At 59.8% G+C, this 14,652-nt stretch carries 14 protein-coding genes; 9 read left to right on the forward strand and 5 right to left on the reverse strand.

Annotated features, from left to right (window positions below; all coding sequences use genetic code 11):
• Position 1 precedes the first annotated feature (1 nt).
• The 5 genes from JMY29_RS08945 (at position 2) to JMY29_RS08965 (ending at position 5,651) form a co-directional block, all read left to right on the forward strand.
• Positions 2–1,327, forward strand: a complete 1,326-nt coding sequence (locus tag JMY29_RS08945; protein WP_082010168.1) for an MFS transporter — start codon at positions 2–4, stop codon at positions 1,325–1,327.
• An 85-nt stretch (positions 1,328–1,412) separates the two neighbouring features.
• The gene (locus tag JMY29_RS08950; protein ID WP_039240881.1) at positions 1,413–1,823 is read left to right on the forward strand and encodes a hypothetical protein; all 411 of its coding nucleotides are present in this window, start codon (positions 1,413–1,415) and stop codon (positions 1,821–1,823) included.
• Entirely contained in the window at positions 1,810–2,724 is a 915-nt protein-coding gene (locus tag JMY29_RS08955; protein WP_189075689.1) for an alpha/beta fold hydrolase, read from the forward strand. The genes JMY29_RS08950 and JMY29_RS08955 overlap by 14 nt, the downstream gene beginning before the upstream one ends.
• Positions 2,717–4,210 carry an NAD-dependent succinate-semialdehyde dehydrogenase gene (locus JMY29_RS08960; protein ID WP_055976418.1) on the forward strand — a complete coding sequence of 498 codons (1,494 nt, stop codon included), beginning with the start codon at positions 2,717–2,719 and terminating at the stop codon, positions 4,208–4,210. The genes JMY29_RS08955 and JMY29_RS08960 overlap by 8 nt, the downstream gene beginning before the upstream one ends.
• Before the next feature lie 121 nt (positions 4,211–4,331).
• Positions 4,332–5,651: an MFS transporter gene (locus JMY29_RS08965; RefSeq protein WP_189075688.1), complete on the forward strand. Its 1,320-nt coding sequence runs from the start codon at positions 4,332–4,334 to the stop codon at positions 5,649–5,651.
• Between the two features lie 389 nt (positions 5,652–6,040).
• Here JMY29_RS08965 and JMY29_RS08970 read toward each other — a convergent pair whose 3' ends face one another.
• The gene (locus JMY29_RS08970) at positions 6,041–6,811 is read right to left on the reverse strand and encodes a gamma-glutamyl-gamma-aminobutyrate hydrolase family protein (RefSeq protein ID WP_189075687.1); all 771 of its coding nucleotides are present in this window, start codon (positions 6,809–6,811) and stop codon (positions 6,041–6,043) included.
• A gap of 302 nt (positions 6,812–7,113) precedes the next feature.
• On the opposite strand from JMY29_RS08970, the gene JMY29_RS08975 reads away from it, so the two are divergent.
• The 3 genes from JMY29_RS08975 (at position 7,114) to JMY29_RS08985 (ending at position 9,838) form a co-directional block, all read left to right on the forward strand.
• On the forward strand, positions 7,114–7,986 hold the full coding sequence (locus tag JMY29_RS08975) for an ABC transporter substrate-binding protein (RefSeq protein WP_189075686.1): 873 nt from the start codon (positions 7,114–7,116) through the stop codon (positions 7,984–7,986).
• A gap of 134 nt (positions 7,987–8,120) precedes the next feature.
• The gene (locus JMY29_RS08980; RefSeq protein ID WP_082499816.1) at positions 8,121–9,095 is read left to right on the forward strand and encodes an amino acid ABC transporter permease; all 975 of its coding nucleotides are present in this window, start codon (positions 8,121–8,123) and stop codon (positions 9,093–9,095) included.
• Positions 9,095–9,838 (forward strand): amino acid ABC transporter ATP-binding protein, encoded by a 744-nt coding sequence (locus tag JMY29_RS08985; protein WP_189075685.1) that lies wholly within the window; start codon positions 9,095–9,097, stop codon positions 9,836–9,838. Before JMY29_RS08980 ends, JMY29_RS08985 begins: the two co-directional genes overlap by 1 nt.
• Before the next feature lie 137 nt (positions 9,839–9,975).
• On the opposite strand, the gene JMY29_RS08990 is transcribed toward JMY29_RS08985, so the two are convergent.
• The 3 genes from JMY29_RS08990 to JMY29_RS09000 all read right to left on the reverse strand — a co-directional run bounded on the left by JMY29_RS08990 (position 9,976) and on the right by JMY29_RS09000 (position 12,480).
• Positions 9,976–10,683 carry a FadR/GntR family transcriptional regulator gene (locus JMY29_RS08990; RefSeq protein ID WP_189075684.1) on the reverse strand — a complete coding sequence of 236 codons (708 nt, stop codon included), beginning with the start codon at positions 10,681–10,683 and terminating at the stop codon, positions 9,976–9,978.
• A 193-nt stretch (positions 10,684–10,876) separates the two neighbouring features.
• The gene (namA, locus tag JMY29_RS08995) at positions 10,877–11,956 is read right to left on the reverse strand and encodes an NADPH dehydrogenase NamA (protein ID WP_189075683.1); all 1,080 of its coding nucleotides are present in this window, start codon (positions 11,954–11,956) and stop codon (positions 10,877–10,879) included.
• Positions 11,957–12,096: 140 nt separating this feature from the next.
• A complete protein-coding gene (locus tag JMY29_RS09000; protein WP_189075682.1) occupies positions 12,097–12,480 on the reverse strand; it encodes a nuclear transport factor 2 family protein in 384 nt (127 codons plus the stop codon).
• A 94-nt stretch (positions 12,481–12,574) separates the two neighbouring features.
• Here JMY29_RS09000 and JMY29_RS09005 point away from each other — a divergent pair, with 94 nt between their 5' ends.
• On the forward strand, positions 12,575–13,201 hold the full coding sequence (locus JMY29_RS09005; RefSeq protein WP_039240892.1) for a TetR/AcrR family transcriptional regulator: 627 nt from the start codon (positions 12,575–12,577) through the stop codon (positions 13,199–13,201).
• 118 nt (positions 13,202–13,319) lie between these two features.
• Here JMY29_RS09005 and JMY29_RS09010 read toward each other — a convergent pair whose 3' ends face one another.
• Positions 13,320–14,351, reverse strand: a complete 1,032-nt coding sequence (locus tag JMY29_RS09010; RefSeq protein WP_189075681.1) for a DUF4192 domain-containing protein — start codon at positions 14,349–14,351, stop codon at positions 13,320–13,322.
• Positions 14,352–14,652 lie beyond the last annotated feature (301 nt).

Here is a 14,652-nt window from a genome sequence, read left to right on the forward strand (position 1 = left end):
AATGGGCGCATCATCCGCGACACTGGCGTCGCCGCCTTCACCGGCGAAGGTCGCCATGGCCAGCTTCATTGGCACCACGATCGAGTGGTACGACTACTACATCTTTGGCGCTGCCACTGTATTGGTACTTAACAGCCAGTTCTTCCCCACCTTGGACCCGTTTGCAGGCACGCTGGCTTCGTTCGCCACTTTTGCGGTGGCTTTCATCGCCCGTCCCTTCGGTGGCGCGTTCTTCGGCCACTTCGGTGACAAGATCGGCCGGAAGAAGATGCTCGTTTGGTCTGTCCTGGCCATGGGGTTGGGCACGCTCGTGGTGGGATTGCTCCCCAACTACGCCACGATCGGTATCTGGGCTCCGATTCTGCTCGTGGTCTGCCGGTTCCTTCAGGGCTTCGCAGTTGGCGGGGAATGGGGCGGCGCTGTGCTTATGTCCCTGGAACATGCACCAGCCAACAAGCGTGCCTTCTTTGCCAGCTTCCCTCAAGCCGGTGTCCCGGCCGGCACCGTCCTCTCCAGTGGCACCTTCGCGCTGATTGCACTCATGCCTCAGGACCAGCTTCTGTCGTGGGGCTGGCGGATCCCGTTCATTGCCTCCATCCTGCTGGTCATCGTTGGCCTGTGGATCCGACTCAAAGTCACCGAATCACCTGAGTTCCTGGAGATCCAGGAAAAGAACGAAGTTCCCAAGGTGCCGGCGTTTGAAGTCTTCAAGCACCACAAGCGCTCACTCATGCACGGCATTCTCTGCGGTTTCGCGCCAAACTTCACGTTCTACATCGCAACCGTGTTCCTGGTCAGCTACGGCCCCAAGCAGCTTGGCATTCCCTCAAGCACGATCTTCGTCGCACTGATGATTGCTGCGTCCCTTCAGGTGTTTACCTTGCCGTTCTTCGCCACCTTCGCGGATAAGTACAGCCAGAAGAAGGTGCTTCTGACCGGCTGCGTTCTGGTTGCTCTGGGGGCCTTCCCGGTCTTCGCCCTCTTCAGCACGGGAACCTTCTGGGGAATTCTGTTGGCCCTCGTGATCGCGCTGCCGCTTCTTCACGGCGTCTCGTACGGGGTAATTTCCGGTTTTACGGCAGAACTATTCCCCACTGAGGTCCGCTACACCGGCACCTCCCTTGCCTACCAGCTCGGCGGGATCGTCACATCAGCACCAGTTCCGATCATCGCAACTCTGCTGATTCAGCAGTACCAGTCCAGCGACGCAGTCGCTTGGTACATGGTTATCTCTGCAGTCCTTGGCTTCATCGCCATCGTCACTGCAAAGACCATCAAGCACAAGAAGGCCAATGACACTGTTCGCGTGGACGAACTGAGCATCTGATCCTTTCCCAGGTGCAAGGTAGGGGCTGTCCCCGGCCTTGCACCTTGGCACTCTGAGTCCGTTTCCCGAGCGCAGAAAGTAGTTCATGTCTTCTACCAACAACACACTCCCTGTCATATCGGACGTGTGGTTCACCCATCTCGCCAACGCGGTGCACTCTGATCGTGAGCTGCAGGTCATTGGCAAGTACAGCGACTTCTGGATTGACGCTGTCTCACCCGGTAACTGGCGGGTTGTCTTGAATTTCCAAGGTTCCAGCCTGGTACCAACGCCTTGGAAGGACTTGCCCAAGGATCACATCGCCATATCCGCTTCGCCATCCGGCTGGGGACAGATCTTCGATCCCCACCCCAAACCGTTGCTGCATGACCTGCTCGCGCTCGGGAAGAACAGCCCGGATGTAACGCTCGGCGGTTCCGACGTTGAACTTGTCCGTAATTTAAGGGTCCTCGCCCGTCTGGTCGATCTCGGAAAGGCACTCCATGTCCAGCACTGACGCACCGATAGCCAGCTTCGAAGATGTGGTTGGCCGCTATGTGAACCTGCGTTCGTCCGGCCGCGACCAGCGCATCTACTTCGAAGAAGCCGGCAGCGGACCTGTCCTGCTTTGCCTGCATACGGCCGGCGCCGACTCCAGGCAGTTCCGGCATCTGCTTAATGATCCGGAGATCACCAGCCGTTTCCGGGTGGTGGCCTTCGACCTTCCCTGGCACGGCCGGTCCCTCCCGCCCGAAGGCTGGTGGGAAGCGGAGTATCTACTCACAGCCGATGCCTATGTCGCAATTGTCCGGGACTTCGCGGCAGCCCTGGATATCGAGCAACCCACAGTTATTGGTTGCTCCATGGCCGGGTCCCTGGTGCTGGAGCTGGCCCGAAGGCATTCTGATGAAATCGGGGCAGTCATAGGGTTGTCGGGGGCGCTCAAGGTCAACGGGCGCTTCCAGGACTGGTCCTTGCGGCCGGACGTCAATGCCCAGCAGTCGGTCCCCAGTTGGACGTCGAGCCTCATGGCACCGCAAAGCCCCGAGGTATCCCGCCGCGAAGTCTGGTGGATCTATAGCCAAGGCGGCCCCGGTATCTACCGCGGTGACACCTACTTCTACTCCCAGGACCTGGATCTCCGGGGCAGAGGGCATGAGATCGACACAAATGCCTGCCCGGTGTACTTGCTCACGGGGGAGTATGACCACGCCTGTACTCCAGCCGACACGGCAGATGCAATCGCCGAAATTCCTGGTGCGAAGGGCGGTGCCATGAAGGACATTGGGCACTTCCCGATGGCGGAGAACTACCCGCTGTTCAAAACCTATCTCCTGCCGATTCTCCAAGAACTCCACACGGATGTCGTCGGTAATGATCTTGATTCACTCGCCCTGGAAGGAACCCATAATGCCTGAAACGGCTACTGTCACGCCTGAGCTTGAGCGCCTTCTGCTCTCGACTATTCCCACCGGCCTGCTGATCAACGGCGAGTGGCGCGATGCCAGCGGCGGCGGGACGTTCGCCGTCGAAGACCCCGCAACGGGAAAGAAGCTCCTGGAGATAGCGGACGCCACCAGCGCCGACGCGATGGCAGCACTGGATGCTGCCGACGCCGTTCAGGCGTCTTGGGCGCGGACTGCCCCTCGTGTCCGGGCGGAGATCCTGCGGCGTGGTTTTGAACTTGTTACCGAACGGGCCGAGGACTTTGCGTTGCTGATGACCTTGGAGATGGGCAAGCCGCTTGCCGAGGCTCGCGGCGAAGTGACCTACGGCGCGGAGTTCCTGCGGTGGTTCTCCGAGGAAACCGTCCGTGACTACGGGCGCTACCTCACATCCCCTGAGGGGAAGAACAAGATCATGGTCCAACGCAAGCCCGTCGGGCCGTGCCTGCTGATCACACCCTGGAACTTCCCGCTGGCGATGGCCACCCGAAAGGTTGCCCCGGCCATTGCTGCCGGCTGCACCATGGTCCTCAAGCCAGCGAAGTTCACGCCGCTGACGTCGCTGTTGTTCGCCCAGGTGATGCAGGAAGCGGGCCTGCCTGCCGGTGTGCTGAACGTCGTCGCTTCATCATCCGCGTCAGCAATCTCGGGTCCCCTGATGAAGGACTCGCGCCTTCGGAAGGTCTCCTTCACGGGCTCGACGCCGGTTGGCCGACGGCTGCTCGCGGACGCGTCCCACAATGTGCTGCGGACGTCGATGGAGTTGGGCGGCAATGCCCCGTTCATCGTGTTCGAGGACGCTGATGTGGATAAGGCAGTCCAGGGCGCAATGGCAGCGAAGATGCGCAACATGGGTGAGGCCTGCACAGCAGCCAACCGTTTCCTTGTGCACGAATCGGTCGCAGAAGACTTCACCTCGAAGTTTGCCGCGGCCATGGGTTCACTGACGCTGGGCCGAGGCACTGACCCGGGTACCGCCGTCGGGCCCATCATTGATGGTGGTGCCCGCAAGGATATCCACGCCCTGGTCACCGAAGCAGTAGAGCAAGGAGCCACAGTGGCAACCGGCGGTGCACCGCGCGACGGCGTGGGCTACTTCTATCCGCCGACCGTCCTGGCCAATGTCCCGCACGATGCAACGATTCTGGCCAGCGAAATTTTCGGTCCCGTTGCTCCGGTCACCACGTTCCGCACTGAGGAAGAGGCCATCCGCCTGGCAAATGCATCCGAGTACGGACTGGCTTCCTACCTCTTCAGCCGCGACCACGCACGGATGCTCCGCGTAGCAGAACAGATCGAGTTCGGCATGGTCGGCTTCAACAGCGGGATGATCTCGAATGCTGCTGCTCCGTTCGGCGGCGTCAAACAGTCCGGACTCGGCAGGGAAGGCGGAGCCGAAGGCCTCGCTGAATACACCACAGCGCAGTACATCGCCATCCCCGACCCGTACGCGGACTAATACGGTGCCCCCGCGTTCGTAGCGCGGAGCATCGCCCCCACACTGGCCCCCGCCCTTTGCTCGCAACAGGGGCGGGGGCCATTCCATGCCCAAAACGGACGTCAACAGAGAGGTTGTCTTCATGCAAAGCGCAAGCACAACAACACTTCCCGGCACCACAGAACCATCCGCAGCCACCCGCCGCAAGACTGCCCTTGCCGTAGGCATCGGCAACTTCATGGAATGGTTCGACTTCGCCGTTTATGGCTTCTTTGCCAGCATCATCGGGAAACTGTTCTTCCCTGAAAGCACCCCGATTCTCTCCCTGCTGAGTGCGTTCGCCGTCTTCGCCGTCGGCTTCATCATGCGCCCCCTGGGAGCATTCATTCTCGGACCCATTGGGGATAAGCACGGTCGCAAGGCCGCGCTTGTATGGTCGGTTCTGCTCATGGGCGGGGCGACGACTGTCATGGGTCTTCTTCCCACATACGCAGTGGCCGGACTTCTGGCCCCCATTCTGCTGGTCCTGCTCCGTTGCGTGCAGGGTATCGCTGCTGGTGGCGAGTGGAGTGGCTCTGCCGCCTACCTGGTGGAAAGTGCCCCGAACAATAAGCGCGGGCTGTATGCGAGCCTGATCTCAGGGACCGCCGCCTTGGCGTTCATCGTAGGAAGCTTCGTTGCGCTTGGCCTTAGCTCTGCACTTTCCCCGGAAGACCTATCGGGCTGGGGCTGGCGGCTTCCGTTCCTCCTGGCTGCGCCTATGTCCCTTGCCGGGCTCTACATCCGCATGAAACTGGGGGATACTCCCGTCTTCGAGAGCATGAAGTCCGAAGACCGGCTGGCTGGTTCACCTTTGGCAAAGGCAGGTACGAAGGGCCTTAAGCCGATCCTGATCACGTTTGCGTTCTCCAGCGTCTCTGGGCTCGGTATCTATTATCTGGCGACGTACATGAACAACCATCTGACCACCTCGCTTGGTTTGGACCGCGCTTCCGCGCTGACGCTCAGCGGTGCCGGCCTGTTCATCTACCTGTTGATGTGCCCTTTGGCGGGCATCCTGTCTGACCGGTTTGGCCGTCGCGGCCTGAATATTCTTGGAACTGTAGGTTTTGTTGTGCTGTCCATCCCGTCCTTCCTGCTCATGGGAACAGGGAACGGCGTGGCAATCGTTGCGGGGCTTATCCTCTTTGGAGCGTGCCAGGCACTGTGCAGTGTGACCAACGTGGTACTGCTCGTGGAGCTCTTCCCTGCCTCCACCCGGTCCAGCGGAAGCGCACTCGGCTACAACCTGGGGCTCGCCATCGTCGCCGGCCCTGGACCGCTGATCGCAGCAGCGCTGGCAAACTCAACCGGAACGTCGACGTCGGCGGCCTGGTACATGGCAGTGGTGGCACTCATTGCGGCACCCATCCTTCTGAAGTGGCTCCCGGAGACGTTCAAGAAGGACATCCATGCCGGCTAGGCAGTGCCATCCAGGGCCATGCGCGCCGTTGTTTGATCGCTGTGGTCAATGGGAGGCAGACGATGTTTTCTAAACGTATGCGGATGTGGTTAAGGGGGCTCCTTCAGGCATGTTCTGACGGGCTCTATACTTCGATGCCTATGCCGCTTCAGGATGAGGTGTCCGACAACCACTGAAGCCAGGGACTGGGCGGGCCCACCAGGCTCGCCCTTATATCTCGCGGCCGCAGGGTGTATTACGCGGAATTGGTTGGGTCGACTGCTGTGCCATTTGGGCATGGCGGTGGACCCAACCCTCCCGCACTTAAAGTGACCTTTCACCCACTGCAGTTCGTTGACGGACTCACAACGCCAACAATCGGATACTCCACTGCCGGGTAGACGTCCTTTTCAACTGATCCGAAGGAGCATCTTCTCGGCTTCGGCCTTCAGGGCGGCGAACAGCGGCTGCCGCAAAGTTGGTGCAGGAAGGTCCGCTTCCGGATGCCATTGGATGCCGACTATCCAGTTGTCGTCCACCGATTCGATGGCCTCAAGGAGACCGTCATCGGCCACTGCGGTGGGACGCAGTCCGTCGCCTAGAAGATCAACAGCCTGATGGTGGAACGACGCCACCGGGATTCGGGATTCGCCGTCGAATGCGACGGCAACGCGGCTTCCCCTCTTGAGTTCCACCTCATGGACGGAGAAGTCTCTCGAGCCTTCTTCACCCTTGCTTACATGGGAGACGCTGCTGGGTCCTAAGTCGATGTGCAGGGACCCGCCGTAAGCAACATTGAGTAGTTGCATGCCGCGGCATATGCCCAACACCGGGATGCCATGGTCGATGCCGTACTGGATGGCGGCGAGGTCAAGGCTGTCTTGTGTCGCATCGACTCCGAAAAGAGACGGATCCTCGGCCGATCCGCCGAAAAGGGCCGGGTTAACGTCCCCGCCGCCCGGAAGGACGAAGCCATGGCAGGAAGCGAAGGTTTCTTCGAGTTCCAGATCGCCGGCTGGGCTGATGAGGACTGCTTCAGCCCCGGATCCCAGAATGAGCGAGACCACTGCGTCAAAGGCCCTTTCGGCCTCCTTAAGGACCGGGTCCGAGACTCCGCAACCGAGGCCAGAGAGGCGGATTGGAATGCCAATCCTCGGGGAAATCGATGCAGATGTGGCCAAAATAAGCTCCTGAGTGTGGTGTCGACCAGCAAGTACTGGTTGCGAAATATTGAGGTATTAGGTACGAGCCAAATACCTTAACAGGATGGCGGCATCTGCTGAGGGCTGTCAACTGGAAGCAAGGACGCTGATGTGGCCCTATCTACTGAACTCTTGACACCTGAAAGTGTGTCATGTTTCATAGTTGGAAGGTTAATGGACCGCACCTCAGACCTTTACGGCGAGGATGGGTTGTCCATTCACCGCGGTCTCAGTCGCAACTGAAGGCCGCCGCCCTTTCTCACTACTCCCTGGAGCACTAGATGAAGAAGCAATCCTTAGCCGCCGTCGCTTTGACAGTCGGCGTCCTCGCCCTCACCGCATGCGGTGGCTCTGCAAACTCGAGCTCGCCCAGCAACGCCTCCGGCTTCGGGGACTGTAAAGTCACTGGGCAGCCGGACAGCATCAAGCTCAAAACCCAAAAACCAGATGTCCTGACGGTCGCCGTCGTTCTGCCAAACCCTGGGTGGTCCAATGGAACCAGCCCGGACTCGGTCAAGAGCGGATTTGAGTACTGCATGGCCGCGGATATTGCCCACCGGGCCGGACTCAAATCGGTCCAGCTTAAAAACTTCGCCTGGGACCAGTTCATCTCTGGGACCGCATCCGGCTACGACATCGGACTGGCCACGGTGACAATTACCGATAAGCGAAAGGAAGTATTTGACTTCTCGCAGCGGTACTTCTCTTCAAACCTTGGCATTGCTACGAAAAAGGATTCAAAGGTCACCGCGGACACCCTCCGTGACTCGAAGATCGCCGTTCTGCAGGGCAACGTTGGCGCACAGTGGGTGGCGGACGTACTCAAGCCCACCAAGCCGGCAGCAGTCTTTCAGTCCGCCGCAGACATCTTCACAGCGCTCAAAGCCGGGCAGGTCGACGCAGTTGTTACAGACACAACGATCGCTCTGACCAGCGTTAAAGAAACCGGGGGTGCTCTGGCCGTAACCGGGCAGATAGCCCTCGACCAGGGCTATGGGGTTGTACTTCCTCGCAACTCTGAGAATACATCCGCCATCGACAAGGCCATTGGCGAACTGGACTCTGACGGGACGCTGAAGGCTCTGGCCGCGGACTACCTTCAGCCTACGTTCGGGGTTGACCCCAATTCCGTCCCGTTCTGGGTAGTGAAGTGACCTCGGTTGCTGCCTCGCCTCTAGCTGCGGCCCCACGTCTCAGCCCTCCGCCTAAGAGTCGAGCGCTTTCATCGGCGGCGACTGTATTTGCCTCTGCGCTTCTAGTGGCCGTTGCTGGCCTAGGTGCAGCTGCGATGAATGGATCAGAGGAGGGCACCACCCCCTACGCTGTTGGCTGGCTTTTGAGTACTGTCGGTGTGCTGTTGGCTGGCGCGGTGCTGTGGATAGCGGTGCGGTCACTACGTCGGTCCCTCCGCGCCTCCAAAGAAGTGAGTGAAGGGCGGATTCTCGACGCCAGGGCGAGCGGTGCAGCATCACTGCATGATGCAACCTTCACCTTCGGCCTTGGCATTGCCGTACTTATAGTCATCACCGGTGCTGTGATGCTCACCGTCAATGACGCAATCATCCAGAAGACATTCCTCCGCTGGGATTTCATGGCTCAAAGCGCCGGCGACGTCCTTGCAGCTTTCGGCCTCAATATTTGGATCGCCGTCATCACTGAGATCTTCGTCCTCGCTTTCGGGCTGCTGTTGGCAGTAGCCCGCCTTGCCCCCGGAAAAGCCTGGCGCCCTGTACGGGCCATTGCAATCGCCTACATCGACTGCCTGCGCGCCGTGCCAGCCATCATTGTCATCTACTTGGTCGGATTTGGCCTGCCCCTGCTCCAGCTTCCCGTACTGTCAGATCTGCCGCCGGAATGGTTCGCCATCATTGCGCTGACTCTGACGTTCAGCGCCTATACCGCCGAGACGTACAGGGCTGGCATAGAAGCAATCCACCCGTCGCAGTGGTCCGCTTCCCGGTCGCTCGGATTCTCATTCGGAAAGACACTCCGGTTCGTCATTTTGCCTCAAGCCGTGCGGGGGGTCATCCCGCCCCTGCTCAGTTTGTTCATCTCGCTACAGAAGGACACCTCGCTGGTGAACATTATTGGCACGATGGACGCGTTCAACCAGGCCAAGTTCTATTCATCGGCGAACTTCAACCTTTCGTCAGTCACAGTAGTGGCCGTCCTCTTTATCTTGATCACTATCCCGCAGACCCGCTTCGTTGATTGGATGCTGGCGCGAGGCGTTTCCCGCCGTGGACGAAAGGGAAGCAAATAATGTCTTTCATTGAATTGGTTGGCCTCCACAAGAGCTACGGCGTCCATACGGTGCTGCAAGGTATCGACCTGCAGGTCGAGCAGCATCAGGTGGTCACTTTGATAGGTGCCTCCGGATCCGGAAAATCTACTCTGCTGCGATGCATCAATGCCTTGGAGCCGATAGATACAGGTGAGATCCGCATTGACGGAGACGTAGTCAGTGGACTTGGCGTGAATGTGAACAGTCTGCGCCGGACCGTGGGAATGGTATTCCAGTCCTTCAACCTCTTTCCGCACATGAGCGTCCTGGACAACGTTGCCATCGGTCCCATCAAACTCCTGGGACTTCGCCCTGAGGAAGCGCGTGAACGTGCCTACGCTCTCCTCGAACGGGTCAACCTTGGAAATCGCTCGAGCTACTTCCCGGAGCAGCTATCCGGTGGTCAGCAGCAGCGCGTGGCGATCATGCGGACACTCGCGATGGAGCCCAAAGCTGTGCTCCTGGACGAAATAACCTCCGCGCTTGACCCGGAACTGGTTGCCGAAGTTCTCAACATCGTTCGTGAGCTCGCGGCAGATGGGATGACCATGATGCTTGCCACCCACGAGATGCACTTCGCTCGCGAAGTGTCCGACCTCGTCGTCTTCTTGGAACAGGGGCGGCTCCTGGAGCAAGGGCCGCCGGAACAGGTATTCGGTGACCCGGTTCAGCCGCGCACACGCGAATTCCTTCGGCAGATTGTGGAGGCCGGGCGCCTGTAAGCTCTGGTTCTGCCCACGAGCGGTTAAAACCGCGCCCGGCAGGTCGTTCCTCCGTGGAGGCCTGCCGGGCTTTCGTCATGGTCTTCGTTTACCGTGACCAGGTGAACCGGCTTTGCGCGGTTCCAATGGAAAGGTCCCTAGGAGACCTGCCCAGCTTCTGATTTGAGTATTCTCAGGATCTCGTGGCGCGTGTGCTCGATGTGATCCAGCATGGCTTCATGCGCAAGCAGGGGAGCCCTGTCCTTGATGGCTTCAAATACACGCTTGTGCTGTCGCTGATCGTCCTCAACAGGATCCGGGTGGTCCAGCATGTCCGCCGGACTGAAGAACTCACTGCGGGCATTTCGAATGGCAGCTTCCAGTCGCTTACTCCCTGCCGCCTTTGCTACTGCGTCATGGAAAGCAGAATCTGCAAGCCTGTATTCGGCCCGGTTGGATGCCGCCGCCTGTTGGTTGATGGCGGCCATCATGGCGTCAAGGTCGTCTTGCGTCCGCCGCGTGGCTGCCAGAGTCGCAGCATGGGACTCCATGGCGACCCTCACGGTGGTCAGGTCGTCCAGTTCTTCCTCTTGCTCAAGTATGCTGCGGCGCCACTCAGCAAGTGGCTGACTCAAGGCGGTGACGAAGTTGCCGCCGGTTTTGCCCCGCCGGACGACAATGTAGCCTTCTTCCTGCAGCTGCTTGAACGCTTCCCGAAGACTCACCCGTGCTACACCGAGGGATTCGGCAAGTTGCCGCTCTGGGGGAAGTCTGTCACCAGGGCCGAGTTGGCCTCGGCGGATCAGTCCCTTGACGTACTCTGCCACGCCTTGGGGAACTGAGACTGAATTCACTTCATTGGGCATGGTTCCATCTTAAGGCCAAATTGTGATTCCGGCTTTCACTCCTGGCCGTCGTAGTGAACTGGGAAGTTGGCACGACAGTCGTGCGTACGCCGGTTTGATCTACAGCTACGCAGGCAGAGCTATCCCGGCGTCTGCCTGCGTAGTTCGTAGCGCCCAATTGCGCCGGTCTGCAGCCGGAAGGCAAGAGCCTTTCCTAGGCCGCGACTGTTTCGTGAAGCGGGGCTGCAGGGAGCGGTGGCTGAGTGCGCTGCCACACGGAGCCGTAGCGTGTGTACTGTGCCGGCGGTTGGATGGCATGCCTAAGATCGTCCGCGGCAGTTCGTGCCCAGAACGGATCCTTGAGCATCTCGCGGCCGATGAACACCAGGTCGGCGCGTCCGTTCCTGACGATGTCCTCTGCTTGCTGGCCGGTCTCGATGCGCCCTACAGCGCCGGTGGGGATTCCGACTTCCCGGCGGATGAGCTCCGCTGCGGGGACCTGGAAACCCGGGAACGAGGACACTTTGACGGGTGCGCTGCCGCCGGAGGATGCGTCGATGAGGTCCACGCCCTGCTCTTTCATCCACCGGCCGAACACAATGAAGTCCTCAGGGGTGTTGCCGCCGTCGACGTAGTCGGTGGAGGAGATCCGGACGAAGAGCGGTCCGTTCCATTCGGTGCGGACTGCATCGACGACTTCACGGACGATGCGGTACCGGCCCGCGTGGTCTCCTCCATACTCGTCGGTGCGTTTGTTCGAAATCGGGGAGAGGAACTCGTTGAGGAGGAAGCCGTGGGCGGCGTGCACCTCCACGACGTCGAAGCCTGCCATCTTTGCGCGCGCTGCCGCGACGCGGAACGCATCGACAATTTCTGCAATTCCGTCTTGGGTGAGTTCCTCGGGTACCCGGGATTCCGGTCCCCACGCGATTGCGGAGGGCGCGACGGCAGTCTGCTCGGGGAGGCCGAGTTGTCGGCCGGCGTGGCCGATCTGCACGCCGATTCGGCCGCCGACCAGGTGAACGGCGTCAACAATGCGTCGCAGGTTCGGGATGTGTGCATCGTCCCAGATCCCAAGGTCTCCAGGCCCAATCGGCCCGTTGGGAGTTACCGCTGCAGTCTCGGTCATGATCAGACCAGTGCCACCTAGTGCACGGGATCCATAATGCAGGACATGGAAATCAGTGGCGACTCCATCGGCTGTCGCGGAATGCATGCACATAGGGGACATAACGATGCGGTTCCGCAAAGAGACCCCACGGATCGTATAGGGCTCGAAAAGTCTTGCGGACAAGAAAACTCCTTGAAATGGTGCGGTGAAGGCCTGTTGAGTCGGGGGCCGTGCCAGGCGCGCTAAAGCCGATAGCCAAAGCTTTAGCCCTTGGGGAGGGGGCATCGGGGCGGCGTGGAGGCCAGCCCCGATGCCAGCGAGTGTCAGCTCGCAGAGGTGGAGTGTGTGTGGAAAGTCTTCGCAACGATCTGCCACTCACCGTCAGCCTTCAGCAGGTGGAAGAAATCGCTGAAACGGAAACCATCGAGGTTGTCGGTGTCGACCCGCGCGCTGGCGACACTGCCCACGATGTCGACGGTTACGACTGCAGAGTTCGGGTTGGAAGGGTTGAACGCTGTTTCGATCTCGTCGAACAGTGTCTGGATCGGAACCCGTGAAACCGTGGATTCGGCGGTGGTAAACATCACCGCGTCGGGGTGGAACGCTGGCCGCATGATGGAGCCGTCAGCTTTTGCGCACCCTTCGATGTACTTCGACAGCGCCTCCAGCACGGCGTTGTATTCCTGGACGTAGGTTTTCTCGGACACCAGCACTCCTTGTGGTCAAAAGCATTCTGTAGCGGTCGCTACAGATGATACTGTAGTGAGCGCTACAGTTAGTCGTCAACTCTGTGAGGTGCTTATGTCCACGTCCAGCGCGAAGCCCCGAGATGGCGCGCGCGGTCGACGACGGGCCTTCGATGAGAAGCAAGCGCTTGAGGCTGCGATGGACATGTTCTGGGAGCACGGCTACGAGGCGACGTCAGTAAGCCAGCTGTGCGCTGGCATCGGAATCAACCCACCGAGCCTGTATGCGGCGTTCGGCAGCAAAGCGCAGCTGTTCATAAACGTCGTTGACCACTACGAACGCACCTTCTGGGATCCCGTCTGGGATACCTTCGATCAAGAACCTCGGGTCGCAGAAGCCTTCAAACGATTCTTCGAAGATTTTGTGGACGTGATAACGGCGCCAGGGCCTCACCTCGGGTGCTTGGTAGTCCATTCTGCGGTGAGTTTGGAAGACCGCGATAGCGACGTCGCACGCGCACTTGCAGCTATCGGAGACGACGGAGTGCGCCGTTTTCAAGGCAAACTCGATTTGGGCATTCGAAGCGGACAGATCCCCGCAGGGTCAGATACGCTCGCTCTCGCGCACGCTATCAACATGCTTTCCGAAGGACTCGCACTCCGAGCGCATGACGGGGTACCGGCAGAGATGCTGCGAAGGCAAATGGCGGCAGGGCTACGCATGATCCCGGAAGCCGGGTAGCGAAAATATGAGGAGTGGGGGGCTAGCCCTCGAGGCGAAGCCGCGGACTCCCAGTCAAACCACAAATGGTCTTTTGGAGGCCGTGACGAGCTAGCGGCAAGCTGACCGCGGTCTCGACCTACGGCATATCGAGGCGTGTTTTGTAGGCGGTGTTCTTATTGGTGTTCCAGCCGGCGATGATTCCGGCTCCGAGCATTTGGTCGGTGAGTCGTGCGAAGCGGTAGCTGGGGTCTGTGTCGAGGGCGAGTTGCATGTATTGGTGTGCTTTGGATCCTCGGCCTTCCCACCAGTTGATGTAGCCGATGGTGGTGAGGATGGGTGCTGCGTGTTGTGGGCTGGTTCTGGTGTAGGCGTGGAGGAGGAGTTGCTGTGCCCATTCGACCCGGGACCATTTGGGCGCGGACTGGGTTTGGGCGAAGAGGATGTGTTGCGGTGGTTCGTCGATGCCGGGGATATCTGCCATAAGCCGGTCGCGGATGTGCGGGAACTGGAAGTTCGCGATGAGCGTGGTGCAGTCTTCGTCGGTGGGGAAGTCGCTTGACTCCAGCATGGTCAACCACAGTTTGCTGGCTTGTTCTGCGGCTTGATGAGGTGTCTGGGCTCGGATGGTGTCCATGGAGTTTTCGACGGCGGTGGCGTGGTCTGCTTCGTGGGTTGGCGTCGGGAGGATGATGCGGTTGGTGGGTTCGATGGTGCTGCCGCGGTAGATGAATTCGGCGTTGACTCGGCTGTACTCGGTGGAGCTGATGGGCAGACTGATGTCCTGGCCAGGTTCGCTGTCGTAGGGGGAGTAGGTGTCGTCACTGACGAATATCCCGTCGCGGATGGTGATGCCGTTTTCGGCAAGGACTCCGGTGAGCGCGGCGATGGTGGTTGCGTGTGGCTTGGGCTGGCCTGGACGGCAGCGCTGGGAGGTGTAGAGAGCGAAGACGATGCTCGTCGAGCTGGTGTCACTGGTGAGATAACTGCTGACCGTCCTCGCGTAAGGCAGTTCTGTTCCAGGTTGGCGGGGGAGGTCGATGCGGAGTGTGGCGCCGACCTTGCCTTTGTCCAGGGTGATGCAGACCAGACTCTCTTGGGGCCAGAACCCTAGGGTGTGCCCGATGAAGCTCAGTAGATCTGCCGGGTCTTTGATGGTGAGCGCATTCATTGTCCTATTCCTTTGTGCGTGCGTTGTGTCTTTGGCCCTTGGCCGTTCTGATAGGGCACTTGTGCTCTGACAAGTAGCTGGAACGCAACTAGGGTGACCGGGAGAAGGTCCTCGGAAGGGGGTGGCGTGGGAACGCTGAGCCAATTCCCAGGCTCCGATTCGGCGCGGTGACGCTATGGTTGCGCGAAGCCCATCCAGCGATGATCGGGATATCAGAATGACAAACAGCGTTGTTGCTTCTGGCTATTCATGGGCAGGCCGTTGTGCAGCGTCATGACTGAGCGGCCCTAATCTTCGGCAT

The organism is Paenarthrobacter nicotinovorans, assembly GCF_021919345.1.
Taxonomy (GTDB): domain Bacteria; phylum Actinomycetota; class Actinomycetes; order Actinomycetales; family Micrococcaceae; genus Arthrobacter; species Arthrobacter nicotinovorans.